The sequence below is a fragment of the Arthrobacter sp. yr096 genome (genome assembly GCF_900108925.1).
Classification (GTDB): domain Bacteria; phylum Actinomycetota; class Actinomycetes; order Actinomycetales; family Micrococcaceae; genus Arthrobacter.
The window spans coordinates 568,605-585,796 of the sequence record NZ_FNYI01000003.1 but is presented as its reverse complement, the minus strand read 5'-3'; the positions used below and the strand labels follow the sequence as shown (position 1 = coordinate 585,796).

The window sequence follows — 17,192 nt, the reverse complement described above, 5'->3', positions numbered from 1 at the left end:
TTCATGTTCAAACAGCCGTCGGCGGTGGCTGGCTGCGGGGCAGTGGTGGTCCCCGCCTATGCCAGCTTGGCACATGGCCGACGACGGTCGGTCGGGTTTTTGGGGCCGGGCGCCAACTGAAACGTGATTGATACCCGCTTGATGCCGAGTTGAGACATAGAGTCCGCTATCAGCGTGGGGGCCGGAATGCGCCCGGCCGGTTAGGTTCACCGTGGGCGGTGCTGGCGTAGGATTGAGTTCATTCCGGCATCAAGGCGGGCGTCTTCAGGCGGCCGCATATGTCGAATCGATGGCGTTAATACGACCCAACCGGAGGAGAACAGGCCTGACGGCCAGCACTATGAGTGAATCTTTGAATGGGCGGCTCAGGACCGGTAACGGCAACCAGTCGCCTACCGAGTTCCCGCACACGTTACCGGGCACGCGCACGGAGATTGTCACGTTCGACAACTCCGACCAGATGGTTCACTCGCTGGGCAGCCACGACGAGGCCCTGCGGTACATCGAGGAGCAGTTCCAGGACGTCAATTTCCATGTCCGGGGCAACGAACTTTCCATGACCGGCCCTTCCACGGTTATCCCGCGAATCATGCGCCTCCTTGAGGAAGTGCGCGGGCTGGTGTCGAAGGGCACCGTGGTCACACCGGACGTCCTTCAGCAGCTCGTCTCCCTCTTGAGCACCCAGTCAGTGCAGAATCCTGCCGATGTCCTGACCCACAACATCCTGTCCAGCAGGGGCAAAACCATCCGGCCCAAGACGCTGAACCAGAAGAACTATGTGGATGCCATCGACGCAAACACGGTGATCTTCGGGATCGGCCCGGCAGGTACGGGCAAGACATATCTGGCCATGGCAAAGGCTGTTCAGGCGCTTCAAATGAAGGAAGTCAGCCGGATCATTTTGACGCGGCCCGCCGTGGAGGCGGGGGAGCGGCTGGGATTCCTTCCCGGAACCCTGAGCGACAAGATCGATCCTTATCTGCGGCCTCTTTATGATGCGTTGCACGACATGATGGACCCTGAATCCATACCGCGGCTTATGGCGGCGGGGACCATTGAAGTCGCACCACTGGCCTACATGCGCGGACGAACGTTGAACGATGCCTTCATCATCTTGGACGAAGCACAGAACACCACCCCGGAGCAGATGAAGATGTTCCTGACCCGCCTGGGCTTCGGATCAAAAATGGTGGTGACCGGTGACGTCACACAAATCGATCTGCCCTCCGGATCCACCTCCGGCTTGCGAATAGTCCGCGAAATCCTCACCGGCATCGATGACGTCAATTTCTCACTTCTGGAGGCGGCCGACGTCGTCAGGCATCGGCTCGTGGCGGACATCGTCTCCGCCTACAGCAAGTGGGATGACGCGCACACTACTGACGCCGCAGGAACACATTTCAAGCGTGGAGAACGTAAATGAGCATTGAAGTCAATAACGAGTCCGGCGTTGCCGTGGACGAGGCGCAACTGGTGACGTTGTCCCGCTTCATCTTTGAGCGGCTCTACATCCACCCCCAGGCCGAGCTTTCCATTCTGCTGGTGGATGAACCGGCCATGGAGAAGCTCCACATCGAGCTCATGGACGAGCCCGGAGCAACTGACGTGCTGTCCGTGCCGATGGATGAGCTCACTCCCGGAACTCCGGACAGGCCAACGCCACAGGGGATGTTGGGAGACATTGCCATCTGTCCACAGGTTGCCGAAGTGCAGGCCCGGAACGCCGGGCACCCTACCCAGGATGAGATGTTGCTGTTGACCACCCACGGCATACTCCACCTGCTCGGGTTCGATCATGCCGAGCCTGAGGAGAAGGAAGAGATGTTCGGCTTGCAGCGGGAACTGCTGTCTGAATTCCTGGGCAAGGATGCCCCCATGGAGACCATGCAGTGACCGGGATCATCCTGGTTGGCATGGCGCTGGTTTTCCTGAGTTTCGTCGCCCTGCTGACTGCAGCCGAGGCCGCGTTCAACTTCCTGCCCCGGCATGAAGCAGAGCAATCGATTCTTAAGAGCAAAGGCAAAGCGCTGGGTGGCATCCTCAAGGCACCCATTGCCCATATGCGCGCTTTACGTTTCTGGCGCGTCTGGTTTGAAATGGCCGCCGCCGTAGCCGTGGCCGTGGTTCTGCACAGCTTGCTGGACAATGTGTGGCTTGCCGGCCTTGCCGCCACTGGCATCATGGCCGTGATCGGATTCGTCCTGGTGGGTGTGTCGCCCAGGCAGTTGGGTCGGGCGCACTCAGGCCCTGTAGTCCGGTTCACGGCTCCATTGATCCGTTTCCTGTGCTGGATCCTTGGCCCCATTCCCGGCTGGCTGGTGGCACTCGGTCAGGCCGTGGCTCCCGGTGCTCCGAGCGGCGATGACGCCTTCGTCAGCGAAGAAGAGTTCCGCGAGTTCGTGGATCGTGCCGCGGAATCGGACATGATCGAAGACAACGAGGCCGAGCTCATTCATTCAGTGTTCGACTTTGGCGACACCCTGGTGCGTTCCGTCATGGTTCCCCGAACGGACATTGTCAGCATTGGGACGGGTTCGGATCTGGAGACGGCCATGGGCCTGTTTCTGCGTTCCGGCTATTCCAGGATCCCCGTCATTGGTGAGAATACGGATCAGATCCGTGGCATTCTCTACCTCAAGGACGTCGCGTCGGCCATGCATCGTGGCGAACCGGGCTTACAAGCCCATGATGTCGATTCACTCGCGCGCGATGTCCGCTACGTCCCGGAATCCAAACCCGTGAGCGATCTCCTCCGGGAGCTGCAGCAAGAGTCCACCCACGTGGCCATCGTCATTGACGAGTACGGCGGTACCGCAGGGCTGGTGACCCTCGAGGACCTCATTGAGGAAATCGTGGGCGAAATCGTTGATGAATACGACGCAGCCGCGGAAGAAGCGGTGGAGCTCGGTGACGGTACCTATCGCGTAAGTGCACGCATGAGCATCGATGACCTTGGCGAATTGTTTGACGTTGACCTCGACGACGACGAGGTAGACACCGTCGGTGGTCTCCTCGCCAAGGCCTTGGGTCAGGTTCCCATTGTCGGAAGCTCCGTTGAAGTGAACGGAATATCACTCAGGGCGGATAGGCTGGAGGGTCGCCGAAACAGGGTCAGCCACATCATTGCGGCAGCCATGCCAAAGGAAGACACTGACTTTGAAGACCTACTCGATGACGCCGACTCAACGCAACAGGGAGTTCCACGTGAGCAAGCAAAATAAGAAATTCGATGCCGATAGTGATTTCGGCGGCTTCCACGCAGGCTTCTCCGTGCTGGTGGGCCGCCCGAATGCCGGCAAATCAACGCTGACCAATGCCTTGGTTGGCCAGAAGGTGGCCATCACTTCTGCCAAGCCGCAAACAACGCGCCACACCATTCGCGGGATCGTCCATCGAGATGACGCCCAGCTGATCTTGGTGGACACACCGGGACTCCACCGGCCGCGCACCCTGCTGGGAAAGCGCCTTAACGAACTTGTCGCAGACACGCTGGCGGAAGTCGATGCCATCGGATTCTGCTTGCCCGCAAATGAAAAAATCGGCCCCGGCGACAAGTACATCGCCGCGCAATTGGCCGCAGTGGGTCGCAAGCCTATTGTTGCGCTCGTGACCAAAACGGACCTCGTGGACCGCCAGGCACTGACTGAGCAGTTGCTGGCCGTAGCGGCTTTGGGGCGCGAAGTCCTTGGCGAGCAGGGCTGGGCGGACATCGTCCCCGTATCCGCCGCAGATGGTTTCCAGGTCTCTACTGTTGCGGATGTGCTGATCAGCCACATGCCGTCGTCCCCACCGCTCTACCCGGATGGGGAGCTAACGGACGAGCCCGAGGCCGTCATGATCGCCGAACTGATCCGCGAGGCCGCTCTGGAAGGGGTCCGTGATGAACTCCCTCACTCGCTGGCGGTAGTGGTGGAGGAAATCGTTCCCCGTGAAGGTCGTACGGAGGACAATCCGCTGCTGGATGTTCGGGTGAATCTCTATGTAGAGCGTCCTTCGCAGAAGGCAATCATCATCGGCAAGGGCGGAAGCAGGTTGCGTGAAGTGGGTACCAACGCCCGCAAGGGAATCGAGACTCTTCTGGGAACCCGGATTTACCTCGACTTGCACGTCAAGGTAGCCAAAGACTGGCAGCGGGACCCCAAGCAGTTGGTCAAACTCGGGTTCTAAGGGCGTCATACGTCCCGGCGTGGCTTTGGCCCGATAAGGAACTTCCCAGAATCGGCAACTATGATGACGGGAATCCACGTGTTTGAGGAAAGGTAAACCGAATAGTGCGACGTCGTGACGCCCGCCCGCAGGGCACCGGCACCGCTGGCTCCGTTGCGGCCCGCCATGGTGAGGATGCAGAGGGCACTCCCCGCCACATGAAGGAACGCAAAGGCCTGCCGCTCTGGCTGAAGATTGTCACCGGAGTAGTCTCCGTTGCCCTCGTTGCCGGGGTGGCCTTTGCCGCCTTTTGGTTCATCCGCCTGCAGAGCAATATCACCAAGGCGCCGCTGAGTGCCGGGGAGTCCCGCGATTCCGGTGAAGCGTTGGCCAACGACAAGTCTGACCGCCTGCAAATCCTGATACTTGGTTCGGACACCCGTGACGGCAAGAACTCCGGCTACGGAACGTCTGAGGACTCCACGGGCTACGGTCACTCCGATGTGATGATGCTGCTGGATATCTCCGCGGACAACAAACGCGTCAGTGTTATGAGTTTCCCCCGCGACCTCCTGGTGGACGTCCCCCAATGCACGGATCACACCAACAACCAGACGTTCCCCGCCCGCAGCGGCGTGATGATTAACGAGGCCATGGCTGAAGCCGGCATTGGTTGTGCGGTGGATACCGTCAACAAGCTGACAGGCCTGGAGATCGACCACTTCATGATGGCGGACTTCAACGCCGTCAAGGAGCTCTCCCATGCTGTTGGTGGAGTCAACGTTTGCGTCAGCGATCCGGTCTTTGACCCGGACTCCCGCCTGCGCCTGCCCAAGGGTGATTCGCTGGTGGAGGGCGAACAGGCTTTGGCCTTCCTGAGGACCAGGCACGCTTTCGGCGATGGCGGTGACCTCGGCCGTATCAAGGGCCAGCAAGCGTTCTTGTCTTCCCTGACAAGGAAACTCAAGGACGAAGGCACCTTGGGCAACCCGCAGCGGCTCCTCCAGATTGCCGACGTCGTAACGCAGAACCTGACAGTTGATGAGGGGCTGGCATCCGTGCCGTCCTTGTTGACCATTGGTGGCCGGTTGAAGGACATTGATGTTTCCAAGGTGGCGTTCGTCGCAGTTCCCACTCAGGCAGCTGCTGTGGATCCGAACCGATTGGAGCTCGTTGAACCGCAGGCGTCCCAGCTCTTCTCCGCTCTGCGTGCGGACCTTGACCTGACGACGCCAGGAGCAACGTCCAATCCGTCGTCCAGCGCGACTCCCGCGCCCCAGCCCACGGCAACGACTCCGGCGGCGCCTGCGTACGATAAAACAATCCAACCTGTAGCGGTTGCCAACGGCAGCGGTGTTGCCGCGAGGGCACAGGAAATGATGGCCGTCCTGACGGGCAATGGCTTTACCCAGGCGGTTTCGTATCTGGCGAACCCCGTGGATCAGACCTTTGTTTACTACGGAGCCGGATTTGCCGATGTGGCCGCCGACGTTGCCACGCTGTATGGAATTCCGGCGGCGCAGGTTCAGCAGGCTCCCGGCGTGGCAGGTGTACAGCTGTATGTTGGAACCGACTTCGCGAGCGGCACGGCCTACGGTGCCACAGCTGTTCCCTCCGACGTCGTCAACCAGACGGCCAAGGATGCCGTATGCCAGCAAGTGAATCCGCTGTATATCGATCAGTAGAAGCCTTGGCATCAACAAGCCACAATAAAAGGCCGGACCCGTTCTCATAGAACGGGTCCGGCCTTTCCACTTGTTCTACCAAATACTGACGCGCTCTCCGGATTCCATCCACATGCCATCCTCGGCACTCACGTTGAAGGCCTCGTGGAAGGCGTCGAGGTTCCGGGCGATGGCGTTCGTACGGAATTCATTGGGGGAGTGCGGATCGGTAGCCAGCCTGCGGATCGCTTCCTCCGTGCGGATCACCTGGCGCCAACCGGCAGCCCAAGACATGAAGAACCGCTGTTGTCCGGTAAAGCCGTCGATGACTTCCGGCTCTACTCCGCCCAAACTCAGCAGGTAAGCCTTGTAGGCAATGGTGAGTCCGCCGAGGTCGCCGATGTTCTCACCGAGGGTCAGTTTGCCATTCACTTTGTGGTCCGGAGCGGCATAAGGGGACAGGGCATCGTACTGCGCCACCAACCGTGCGGTGAGTGCCTCAAACGCCGTGCGGTCTTCCTCTGTCCACCAATTCCGCAAGGCTCCGCTGCCATCGAACTGCGAGCCTTGGTCGTCGAACCCGTGCCCGATTTCGTGCCCGATCACAGCACCGATCCCGCCGTAATTCACGGCGTCGTCAGCGTCGGCATTGAAGAACGGTGGCTGGAGGATGGCGGCCGGAAACACGATCTCGTTCAGCATTGGGTGGTAATAGGCGTTTACCGTTTGGGGTGTCATCAGCCATTTGGTGAGATCAACAGGTTTCCCGATTTCATCGAGGTGACGATCGACGTCAGCATTATGGGCGCGCTCAACGTTGCCCAGAAGGTCCGTGGGGTCGATCTCCACGGCGGAGTAGTCTATCCACTTCTCCGGGAAGCCGATCTTGGGGCGGAACGCTTCCAACTTCTTGAGCGCTTCCTTCTTGGTTTCTTCGCCCATCCACTCAAGGGAAGAGATGCTGTCCCGGTACGCCGCGATCAAGTTACCCACCAGGGTCTCCATCCGGGCTTTGTGGCCTGCAGGGAAGTGGCGGTCCACGTAGATCTGGCCGACTGCCTCACCGAGAGCTGCTTCAACCACAGCAACGCCCCGCTTCCACCGCTCCTTGTTCTGGGGAGTGCCACTGAGGGTGGTTCCGTAGAAATCGAAGTTCGTGGTCACGAATTCCGATGACAGGTAGGGGGCAGCGGAGCTAAGGACCCTGAGCGCCAGCCACTCCTTCCACGTGTCCAGGGGCTCGGACTCCAACAGTGCGGCGGCACCGGCAAAGAAGTCCGGGGTGCTGACCACAATCTCATTGCGTTTGGCCGCATCCACGCGTGCAGCCGCGAACCATGTGTCCAGCAGGGGGAAAAGCGCTGCGGCCTGATCGGCAGTTTTCAGGTTGTAGGTCTTCTGCGGGTCCCGCAGCGTGACGTTGTCCCAGTGATGGGATGCCAGGGCGGTTTCGAGTCCCACGATCCGTTGCGAGGCTCCCTCTGCGTCAGGAAGGCCGGCCAGGGTGAACAGCCTGGCGATGTATTTGCCGTACGCTGCCACAATTTCCGCAAATTTTTCATCCCGGTAGTAGGACTCATCCGGCAATCCCAGGCCTCCCTGTCCAATGTAGAGGAGGATCCGCTCAGGATTTCCGGCATCCGGGGCAGGGTAAATGGGGAACAGACCTGAGACGTCGGCGCGGAAGAGGCGGCCGATCAGCGCAGCAAGTTCCGTTGCTGTCCCCGTGGCCTCAACATCTTTGAGGCGGCCGCGGACAGGGTCCAGGCCCTTCGCCTCTGCCGTGGCCTCGTCCATGAAGCTGGCATACAGGCCGCCAACTTGTTGTTCGACGCCGGTTGCTGACTCACCCTTGCTGGCAGCTTCCTCAATAATCGCCTTGACCGCCAGCTCGGCGCCGTCCCGCAGCGCGGTGAAGGTACCTTCCAATGGCCGGTCGTCAGGGATCGTTGTGCTGTTGAGCCACGCGCCATTGACGTGTTGGTACAGGTCGTCCTGGGGCCGGACGCTGTGATCGATGTTGGAAAGAGTGATCCCCGACTGTGGCACTGTGGCTCCTTGTGTGGACGCTGCAGGAGGCGTTTCCACCGTCGCGGCGTCTGCATAGTGGACGTTGTATGAGGTGTTGCACTGTCATCATACGCATCGTGTTACTGTCATTTTGTGCGTACGGCAATGCTTCTTCTTAGCTGCCGCGGCGAGGCCTGAAAGCTATCTGACGCTGGGCCATCCTCGCCGCGGAGTTCCGTTGTGTCCGGCTAAGCTTTCACTTAGTTCTTAGAGAAAAGGCCACATCATGCGTAATGCACAAAAGCCCTCCGGTATGCCGATTCACCGCTACCTGCCGTTCCAGGACCAGATCACCGTCGAGGTACCGGACCGCACGTGGCCGGACAAGGTCATCACCAAAGCGCCCCGCTGGTGCGCAGTGGACCTGCGTGACGGCAATCAGGCGCTGATCGATCCCATGAGTCCTGCCCGCAAGCTGAAAATGTTCCAGTTGCTCGTCAAGATGGGCTACAAGGAGATCGAAGTTGGTTTCCCATCGGCATCCCAGACTGACTTCGACTTCGTCCGCCAGCTCATTGAAGGTGGCCATATTCCTGACGATGTCAGCATCCAGGTCCTGACGCAGGCGCGTGAGCACCTGATCGAGCGGACTTACGAGTCCCTGGTTGGCGCCAAGCAGGCCATCGTGCACCTGTATAACTCCACGTCTGTTCTGCAACGCCGCGTCGTGTTCAACCAGGATGAAGACGGCATCCTGGACATTGCCTTGCAGGGCGCCAGGCTGTGCAAGAAGTACGAAGAGACCTTGGAAGACACCCACATCACGTACGAATACTCGCCGGAGTCCTTCACGGGCACCGAGCTCGAGTACGCCGCACGCGTCTGCAATGCGATCGCTGATGTCTTTGAGGCCTCTGCTGACAATCAGGTCATCATCAACCTGCCGGCAACCGTGGAGATGGCAACTCCGAACGTCTACGCGGACTCGATTGAGTGGATGCACCGGAACCTGCACCCCCGCGAGGGCATCATTATCTCCCTGCACCCGCACAATGACCGCGGCACTGGAGTAGCCGCAGCCGAGCTCGGTTACCTGGCAGGCGCCGATCGCATCGAAGGCTGCTTGTTCGGCAACGGTGAGCGGACCGGCAACGTGGACTTGGTGACACTGGGTTTGAACATGTTCGTCCAGGGTGTGGACCCAATGATCGATTTCTCCGATATCGACGAAGTCCGCCGCACGGTGGAGTACTGCAACCAGCTGCCTGTTCCGGAGCGTTCCCCTTACGGCGGCGACCTCGTCTTTACCGCCTTCTCCGGATCGCACCAGGACGCTATCAAGAAGGGCTTTGAAGCGCTGGAGAAGGATGCCGCAGCAGCGGGCAAGCCGGTGGATGACTTCACCTGGCAAGTCCCGTACCTGCCCGTCGATCCGAAGGACCTGGGCCGCAGCTACGAAGCCGTCATCCGGGTTAATTCCCAGTCCGGCAAGGGCGGTGTTGCCTATCTGCTGAAGAATGAGCACAACCTGGACTTGCCCCGCCGTGCACAGATCGAATTCTCCGGGGTCATCCAGCGACGTACCGATGCTGTTGGTGGCGAGGTCAGTGGCGCCCAGCTGTGGAAGATTTTCCAGGATGAGTACTTGCCTTCCGATGAGGAGCAGGCGCAGTGGGGCCGATACGCCTTGGGCAGCATCAGCACCGAGACGGACGAATCCGGTGCCATGACCATGAACGCCAATCTGCGGATTGACGGCGTGGAGGTTCGCAGGACCGGACACGGCAATGGTCCCATCGCTGCCTTGCTGGACATCCTGCACCATGACGGTGTTGACGTCCGTGTCCTCGATTACAGCGAACACGCTTTGTCCGAAGGCGGCAGCGCCAGTGCAGCAGCTTACGTCGAATGTGCCGTCGGCGAACGGGTTTTGTGGGGAGTGGGGATCGACCCCAGCACCACGACGTCTTCCCTCAAGGCGCTGATTTCGGCAGTGAACCGGGCAGTCCGGGACGCCCGAGCTTAATGCCCTCCGTGTGGTGACGGGAAATACCGTCACCACACGGTCCGGCGACCAACCCGGACGCGGGCGTAATGCGAAGATTAGGTGTGGCCAATCCGTCGTTTGCAGCACGTTCCTATCGGGACGACGCCGTGGTGCTCCGTACCCATAAGCTGGGGGAAGCGGATCGCATCATCACCCTCTTGACCAAGCACCATGGACAGGTTCGTGCGGTTGCCAAAGGGGTTCGTAGAACCAGCAGCCGTTTCGGTGCCCGGTTGGAGCCATTCATGGTGGCGGACCTGCAACTCGTTTCCGGCCGCACGCTGGACATTGTGACGCAAGCCGTCGCGAAGGGTGCCTATGGAAGCAGCATCGCAGCTGACTACGGGCGGTTCACAGTTGCTGCAGCCATGACAGAGACTGCGGAGAAACTGACGGACGCCGATACTGAATCGGGAACTGCCCAGTACAACCTGTTGGTTGGCGCACTGGCTGCGCTCAGCCGTTCCGACCATCCTCCCGAACTCATCCTGGACTCCTACCTGCTCCGGGCACTGGCGACTGGAGGCTGGGCGCCGAGCTTTACCTCATGTGCCCGTTGCGGCCGGCCCGGTCCACATACGGCATTTGCGGCACCGATAGGCGGGATGGTGTGCGGCGACTGCAGGCCTCCCGGTTCACCGGCGCCGGCACCAGAGACGGTGGTGTTGCTCGGCGCGCTGCTGACGGGTGACTGGAGCGTCGCGGATACTTCCGACCCCCGGCATCGACGGGAAGCAGCAGGCCTGGTGGCCAGCTACCTGCAATGGCACCTGGAACGGGCATTGAAATCACTCAAACACGTGGAGCGAAGCTGACAGTGGCACTTGGAAAAAAGAGCAAGTCAACAACGGCAAGAACGGCGCCAGTGGTGGCCCCCTATGCTCATCCATCCGGGGCGGTCCCACCGGCCATTCCAAGTGAACTCATCCCGCAGCATGTGGCGATTGTCATGGACGGCAATGGCCGCTGGGCAAATCAGCGTGGACTGCCTCGCATCGAAGGACATAAGGCCGGTGAGCCTGCTCTCCTCGATGTGATGGCAGGGGCGATCGAGCTCGGAATCAAGTACGTCAGTGTCTACGCTTTTTCCACCGAGAACTGGCGCCGGTCGCCCGAAGAAGTCCGTTTCCTCATGGGATTTAACAAGGATGTACTACGTCGCCAGCGCAACCAGCTGGACGAATGGGGTGTCCGCATCCGCTGGGCGGGCCGTCGCCCACGATTGTGGGGTTCCGTCATCAAGGAGTTGGAAGAAGCCGAGGACTATACGCGAGGCAACGACACCTGCACGTTGACCATGTGTGTTAATTACGGTGGCCGCGCCGAGATCGCCGATGCTGTTTCGGCAATTGCCCACGATGTCGCAGCGGGGCGGCTCAAGCCGGGGTCGGTATCGGAGAAGACCATCCAGAAATACCTCGATGAGCCGGACCTCCCCGACGTGGACCTCTTCCTACGCAGCTCTGGGGAGCAGCGACTCTCGAACTTCCTGCTGTGGCAATCTGCCTATGCCGAGTTCGTTTTCATGGACACCCTGTGGCCGGACGTGGACAGGCGAACCCTGTGGGACGCCGTCGAGATCTATGCGAAACGCGACCGCCGCTACGGTGGAGCAGTGGATGCGGCCCCGCCCGCCACGTAGCACGCCTTTGCTACGTCAGGGCCCTAAGTGCATCAATACGGATAGGCAGCCAGCCACACCGCGACGTCGCGATAGGCCTGTTGGCGGACGGTGCGCCTGGACAAAAAGACGTCATGGAGGGCTCCCGGGTACCGGAACACCGCGGTACGACGGGCGAGTCCGAGGGCCCGTCGTGAGGTTTCCTCCACGTCAATCACAGCATCCGCCCGCATGAGGTCAGCGGTCCATTCGGCTTGTATTCTGGTCCGCCCGGACAGCAGAACCAGCACGGGTGCGTCGATGTTCAGCTTGCGCTCCACGGCAGCATGTCCTGCCAGAACCGCCTTGGTCCAACCGGCCCGGATGGGGAAGGAAGTGCGCGGTCGCCACACAGGGTCCAGGATCCATTCGCCGTGGGCCTCGTTACTGACGCTCTCCCAGTAGGCCGGCATGTCCGGAAACCGGAAGGGGCGCTTGGGATCCGTGCGGGCAAAAGGTTCCACCAAGTGCATGGCTATGCTGCGGACGAGGCTACTGCCCTGAAGCTCCAGCCACGGCGAGTTCAGAACCAGGGTGCCCAATCGGCCGGGGTTACGATCGGCCCAGAGCGCGGCAATCAGGCCTCCCAGCGAATGGCCCAGCATGTGGATGGTGGGTGGCGTGCTGCTATTGGTCCTCGTAGCCACATCGCGTTCGATTTCCGTCAAAGCCGCCGCAAGATCCTCATCGTAGACGCTGAGGTCCGAGGTGTAGCCGGGCGTCTGTCCCGGCAGCAGGCTTCGGCCGAATTTCCGCAGGTCCACTGCATAGAAATGAAATCCTGACGCCGTCAGATACTCGGCAAGCTCAGTCTGCAGGAAGTAGTCCGCCCATCCGTGGAGGTACAGCACGGCCCTGGGGGCTCCGGAAGGATCAGCCGGAGCAGGACGGCGCCTGCGTTTGGTAAATGACGCAAGGAAGTCGAGGATTCCATGCGGTGCTGAGTCGGCGACTGGAGGCGCATGCCTGATCAAGGTCGCCTTAGTGGTGCCCTCTTCATCCGGCGTGAGTGGAAGTTCCATGCATTCATAGCCGTGGCCAAGAATGTCGGGTCTCCACTGTGCTGCCGATTCCCCCGCGGTGGTCATATCTCCCCTTCGTGCCGTTCTTCAGGCGCTTCGTACTGCATGAATCCCTTGATCCATCGGGCCAGACGTGCGTATGCGTCCTTGCGCACCGCCGGTGCCGACAGGAAGACGTCGTGGAGGCCGCCGTCGATGCGTTCCAGGGTGACGGTCCGTCCCAATGCCATGGCGCGCAAGGCCATGACACTGACGTCAAGGACAGCATCCGAGCGGCGCATGGATTCCTGCCACACCATGCCGTTGGCGCTGGCTGACGACGCCAGTACCAGGACTGGCATCTCCAGATTCAGGCCCCGGGCAACCTGCGAATGCCCGGCAAAGACTGCATTGAGCCATCCCGCGCGGACCGGGAATGCCAAAGGTGGCCGGTACTTTTCATCAAGGGACCATTCGCCTTCGGCGGAACTGCTGATGCTCCGGAAGTAGAAGCCCCGCTCCGGCAACCTGAGGACGGTCTTGGGACGAAGCTTTGCCACCGGCGCCACCATGGCTTGCGCAGCCCGCCGTACCAAGGAACTGCCGTGCATCTCCAGCCAGGGGCTGTCAAGGATCAGGTATTGGACCTCTGCTGGGTGGCGGCTGGCCCATAAGGCCGCCACGAGTCCTCCCGTGGAATGTCCCATTAGCGTCAAGCTGCCTGCAGGCGATCCGCCGCGGTCATGCCGGATGACCTGAACAGCCTGGTTGATTTCAGCGTCGTAGTCGATCAGATTCGCCACATATCCGCCGGGGTTTCCCGCTTGCAGGCTCCGTCCGTGATTGTGCATGTCCAGCGCGTAGAAGTCGTAGCCTTGCCCGGCCCAGAACCTGGCAAGTTCGGCATTGAAGAAGTAGTCGCTCCAGCCGTGCAGAAAGAGGACGGCGCCGTATCGCCCGGCCATTGTGTGCCCCCGGCCGGACGGTTGGGTTCCGGGCCCTGTCCTGTGGCGGATCAGCGTGGCGTGCCGGACGACGCCGTCCGGACCTGCAGCGTCAATGTCGCAGGATTGGAAGTCCGTTCCCAGGATGTCAGCGGTCCACTCCATGGCATTAGCTTAGACACTGGCGGCGGCGTCCCGTCCCGCTGCCCTCCCCGTGAAGAGGCAGCCGCCCAGGAAAGTGCCCTCCAATGCACGGTAGCCATGGATGCCACCGCCGCCGAATCCTGCAGCTTCGCCCGCCGCGTAGAGGCCCGGTATGGCCTGCCCGCCGTTGTCCAGGACCCTGGAACGCAGATCCGTTCTGAGCCCACCCAGGCTCTTCCTGGTCAGCACGGAAAGCCGGATGGCGACCAAAGGTCCGTGGGCGGGGTCCGTCAGTCGGTGCGGGGGAGCTACCCGCATTAGTTTGTCCGTAGCAAACCGGCGGGCTGCCCTGATGGCGGCGAGTTGTGGGTCCTTGCCCAGACCGCTGGCCACTTGGCTATCCCGTGCGCGAATCAGTGATTCCAGCGAGGCGGCGTTGATCCGGGGGCTTTCCGTGAGCTGGTTCATCCGGGATGCGAGTTCTGCGGGAGCCGAGGCCTGAATGAAGTCCACTCCCTTATCCAGGAACCGCTGGATGGGAGAATCGCTGCCGGGCTTCAATCGGGATGCAAGAAGCCTGATGTCCTTGCCTGTGAGATCCGGATTCTGCTCGGATCCGGACAAGGCCAGCTCCTTGAGGGCGATGGTTCTGTTGAGGACAAACCATGAATAATCGTGGCCGGTGCCGAGTATGTGGCGCAGTGCTCCCAAGGAATCAAAGCCGGGGAAGAGGGGAGCCGGCAGCTGGTGGCCCTCGGCATCTAGCCACAGGGACGATGGGCCGGGCAGGATGCGGATGCCGTGCTTGGGCCACACAGGATCGTAGTTATGAATACCCTCCGGGTAGTGCCACATCCTGTCGCCGTTGACCACCGACGCTCCCATGGTTTCCACGGCGGATTGGAATTCTCCGTCAACGGAAACCGGGACGCCGCTCAGCATGTAGGTGGGTGCGTTTTCTCCGGGCCATTGGCGCCGGACCATGTCATGGTTACCGCCGATACCACCGGATGTCACCACTACAGCACCGGCGCTTGCTTCGAAACCCGCAACGGCGACCCTCGCCGTCGCAGTGCCACGCACCGCCGTCGACGGTTCCAGCACCTCACCGGAAACGCCCGTGACCTTGCCCGCCGTCGTTATCAGGGAAAGGGCACGGTGCCTGAAGTGCAGGCTTACCCGGCCGGCCTCGACGCCTTCCCGCACTTTCCCGAGGAACGGTTTCACCAGCGCTGGTCCGGTGCCCCACGTGACATGGAAGCGTGGGACAGTGTTCCCGTGTCCTTGGGGTCCGTAGCCGCCACGCTCTGCCCACTGCACCAGTGGGAAGATGCCGACGCCAAGGTTCCGGAGCCATGCCCGCTTCTCACCCGCAGCGAACTCCACATAGGCCTCGGCCCACTCCCGCGCGTTGCTATCCCCGGAGCGATCAAAGGCTGCCGACGCAAGCCAATCGGACAAAGCGAGCTCAGCGCTGTCTTTGACGCCCAGGCGCCGCTGCTCAGGAGTGTCCACCATGAAGAGGCCGCCGAAGGACCAATGCGCCTGGCCGCCAATTGATGCCTCGGGCTCCTGGTCTAGCACGGCTACTGACTTGCCGGCTGCGTAGGCCGTGGCGGCGGCAACAAGACCTGACAGCCCCGCTCCCACCACGACGATGTCTGCAACAATCCTTGGGTTCGAATGATCTGCGTCACTAATATCCAGCGGCATGCGTACATGCTAGCCCCAGTGCGGGTCACGGGTTTGGTGAGTTGTCCGTAAAGCGGAAAACTAGGACCATGCGTGTTTACCCCACATTCTTCAAGCTGGCCTTCTCCTGGATGGACGCCGAGAAGGCACACAAGATCGGCTTCCAGGGAATCCGTGCTGCCCACCGTTCGGGCGCCGGCCGGATTCTTGCCAGGATGACAGCCCCGGATGCTTCCCTTCGTACGGAGGCCCTCGGGCTGACATTTCCGTCGCCGTTTGGCCTCGCAGCCGGCTTTGACAAGGAAGGGCACGGGATCGAAGCTTTGTCCGAGCTCGGATTCGGGCACGTGGAAGTGGGTACCATTACCGGCCAGGCGCAGCCCGGCAACGAGAAGCCACGCCTGTTCCGATTGGTTGAGGACCGTGCGGTCATCAACCGTATGGGATTCAATAACGACGGCGCTGCTTCCGTAGCGCCGCGGCTCAAGTCCGCACGGGCTGCTTTGCAAAGGCAGCACCCGGACGTTCGGCCGATTATCGGGGTTAACATCGGCAAGACCAAGCTGGTGGCACTCGACGACGCCACCGAGGATTACCTGGTCAGCGCACGCAGCTTGGCGCCCGCTGCCGATTATCTGGTGGTCAACGTCAGCTCGCCCAACACGCCGGGACTTCGGCTTCTGCAAAATGTGGAGACATTGCGTCCGCTGTTGCGCGCAGTAGGAGATGCTGCCGATGAGTCCGCCGGGCGGCATGTTCCTCTGTTGGTCAAGATCGCGCCGGACCTCTCTGATGACGACATCGACGACGTCGCGAAGCTTGCGCTGGATCTCAAGCTTGATGGCATCATCGCCACCAACACCACCATTTCCCGTGAAGGGCTGGTCTCGGACAACGTGAAGGTTGCCGCACTGGGTGCGGGGGGCCTCTCGGGAGCTCCTCTTAAGGAGCGTTCCCTCGATGTCCTTCGACGACTCAAGTCAGCGGTGGGTGATGAGCTGGTACTCATCGCCGTCGGTGGCGTGGAGACTGCCTTGGATGTCCAGGATCGACTGGATGCAGGCGCAACCTTGGTGCAGGGTTACACAGCTTTCCTCTACGAGGGGCCCTTCTGGGCTTCCCGCATCAACAAGGGTCTCCTGAAAAGTCGTCGACGCTCGCCCCGCCAGTAACCGCTTCCCAACAGAAAACCCCGGACCCATGGTCCGGGGTTTCTCGTTTTTTGAAGGTCTGAAGGCTGTTAGGCGGGGTACTCTCCGCGCTTTACCTGCGGCTTGGGGAGGCGGAGCTTCCGGAACTGAAGGGCACGCATGCATCCGTACCAGACCGAGCCACGTTCAACTTCGCCAAACTTTTCCGTGAGGCGCTTCCGAAGCTTGCGCGACAGGATGAAGACGTCCACGAAGACCGCGAGGAACATGATCCAGAAACCCACCAGGACGTAGCTGATACCTGCGCTGGTGGGCGGGATGATCAGGGAGATCACCACGAACAGCAAAGCGCCAAACATCAGGTATTCGCCCAGGCTGAACCGCGCGTCCACGTAGTCGCGCGTGTATCGCTTCTGGGGACCCTTGTCCCGGAGAGGCAGGAACTTCTCATCACCCGTGTCCAGCGCCTGCCGCATTTTCTGCCGCTGGTCCTGGATGGCTACCCGCTCTGCCGCCTTTGAAGCCTTGCGGTCGTTGGGCACCAAGGGGCGCTTGCGGGCCGCTTCCTGGTCCTTCCGCTTGGGCGTAGGGGTGCCCTTTCCCGCACCCGGCTCCGGGGTGGCGGCGTAGGCCTGGTCTACTACTGATTGAGCGCTGGGCTCTTCCTTTTTGCGTCCGAACACCCCTACAGAATACCCCGCAGCGAGGTGGCGCAGGTTACGTGCCCCATGCC

General features: G+C 61.1%; 14 protein-coding genes. 9 read left to right on the top strand and 5 right to left on the bottom strand.

Annotated elements, in window-relative coordinates:
- The first annotated feature begins 340 nt into the window (after positions 1–340).
- The 5 genes from BMY91_RS10560 (at position 341) to BMY91_RS10540 (ending at position 5,831) form a co-directional block, all read left to right on the top strand.
- On the top strand, positions 341–1,423 hold the full coding sequence (locus BMY91_RS10560) for a PhoH family protein (protein ID WP_090821604.1): 1,083 nt from the start codon (positions 341–343) through the stop codon (positions 1,421–1,423).
- Positions 1,420–1,893 (top strand): rRNA maturation RNase YbeY, encoded by a 474-nt coding sequence (ybeY, locus tag BMY91_RS10555; RefSeq protein ID WP_026540771.1) that lies wholly within the window; start codon positions 1,420–1,422, stop codon positions 1,891–1,893. The genes BMY91_RS10560 and ybeY overlap by 4 nt, the downstream gene beginning before the upstream one ends.
- Positions 1,890–3,221: a hemolysin family protein gene (locus BMY91_RS10550; RefSeq protein WP_090821602.1), complete on the top strand. Its 1,332-nt coding sequence runs from the start codon at positions 1,890–1,892 to the stop codon at positions 3,219–3,221. The genes ybeY and BMY91_RS10550 overlap by 4 nt, the downstream gene beginning before the upstream one ends.
- Positions 3,205–4,167, top strand: a complete 963-nt coding sequence (era, locus tag BMY91_RS10545; RefSeq protein WP_090821600.1) for a GTPase Era — start codon at positions 3,205–3,207, stop codon at positions 4,165–4,167. The genes BMY91_RS10550 and era overlap by 17 nt, the downstream gene beginning before the upstream one ends.
- 104 nt (positions 4,168–4,271) lie before the next feature.
- Positions 4,272–5,831, top strand: a complete 1,560-nt coding sequence (locus BMY91_RS10540; RefSeq protein WP_090821598.1) for an LCP family protein — start codon at positions 4,272–4,274, stop codon at positions 5,829–5,831.
- A gap of 75 nt (positions 5,832–5,906) precedes the next feature.
- On the opposite strand, the gene BMY91_RS10535 is transcribed toward BMY91_RS10540, so the two are convergent.
- Entirely contained in the window at positions 5,907–7,859 is a 1,953-nt protein-coding gene (locus BMY91_RS10535) for a M13 family metallopeptidase (protein WP_090821596.1), read from the bottom strand.
- Positions 7,860–8,106: 247 nt separating this feature from the next.
- Between BMY91_RS10535 and leuA the strand changes: the two genes are divergently transcribed.
- From leuA to BMY91_RS10520, 3 genes are all read left to right on the top strand, one after another.
- Complete coding sequence (gene leuA / locus BMY91_RS10530) at positions 8,107–9,846, top strand: 2-isopropylmalate synthase (protein WP_090821594.1); 1,740 nt, start codon at positions 8,107–8,109, stop codon at positions 9,844–9,846.
- A gap of 83 nt (positions 9,847–9,929) precedes the next feature.
- The gene (gene recO, locus BMY91_RS10525; protein ID WP_090821592.1) at positions 9,930–10,682 is read left to right on the top strand and encodes a DNA repair protein RecO; all 753 of its coding nucleotides are present in this window, start codon (positions 9,930–9,932) and stop codon (positions 10,680–10,682) included.
- 2 nt (positions 10,683–10,684) lie between these two features.
- Positions 10,685–11,509, top strand: a complete 825-nt coding sequence (locus BMY91_RS10520; protein ID WP_090821590.1) for an isoprenyl transferase — start codon at positions 10,685–10,687, stop codon at positions 11,507–11,509.
- 32 nt (positions 11,510–11,541) lie between these two features.
- On the opposite strand, the gene BMY91_RS10515 is transcribed toward BMY91_RS10520, so the two are convergent.
- The 3 genes from BMY91_RS10515 to BMY91_RS10505 are packed head-to-tail and all read right to left on the bottom strand — an operon-like array spanning position 11,542 to position 15,329.
- A complete protein-coding gene (locus tag BMY91_RS10515) occupies positions 11,542–12,615 on the bottom strand; it encodes an alpha/beta hydrolase (RefSeq protein WP_090821588.1) in 1,074 nt (357 codons plus the stop codon).
- Positions 12,612–13,637: an alpha/beta hydrolase gene (locus BMY91_RS10510; RefSeq protein ID WP_090821585.1), complete on the bottom strand. Its 1,026-nt coding sequence runs from the start codon at positions 13,635–13,637 to the stop codon at positions 12,612–12,614. The genes BMY91_RS10515 and BMY91_RS10510 overlap by 4 nt, the downstream gene beginning before the upstream one ends.
- A 9-nt stretch (positions 13,638–13,646) precedes the next feature.
- Positions 13,647–15,329 (bottom strand): FAD-binding dehydrogenase, encoded by a 1,683-nt coding sequence (locus tag BMY91_RS10505; protein ID WP_090821583.1) that lies wholly within the window; start codon positions 15,327–15,329, stop codon positions 13,647–13,649.
- Positions 15,330–15,397: 68 nt separating this feature from the next.
- Between BMY91_RS10505 and BMY91_RS10500 the strand changes: the two genes are divergently transcribed.
- Positions 15,398–16,480, top strand: a complete 1,083-nt coding sequence (locus BMY91_RS10500; RefSeq protein WP_090821582.1) for a quinone-dependent dihydroorotate dehydrogenase — start codon at positions 15,398–15,400, stop codon at positions 16,478–16,480.
- Between the two features lie 68 nt (positions 16,481–16,548).
- Here BMY91_RS10500 and BMY91_RS10495 read toward each other — a convergent pair whose 3' ends face one another.
- A complete protein-coding gene (locus BMY91_RS10495; protein ID WP_090821580.1) occupies positions 16,549–17,142 on the bottom strand; it encodes a DUF3043 domain-containing protein in 594 nt (197 codons plus the stop codon).
- Between the last annotated feature and the right edge of the window lie 50 nt (positions 17,143–17,192).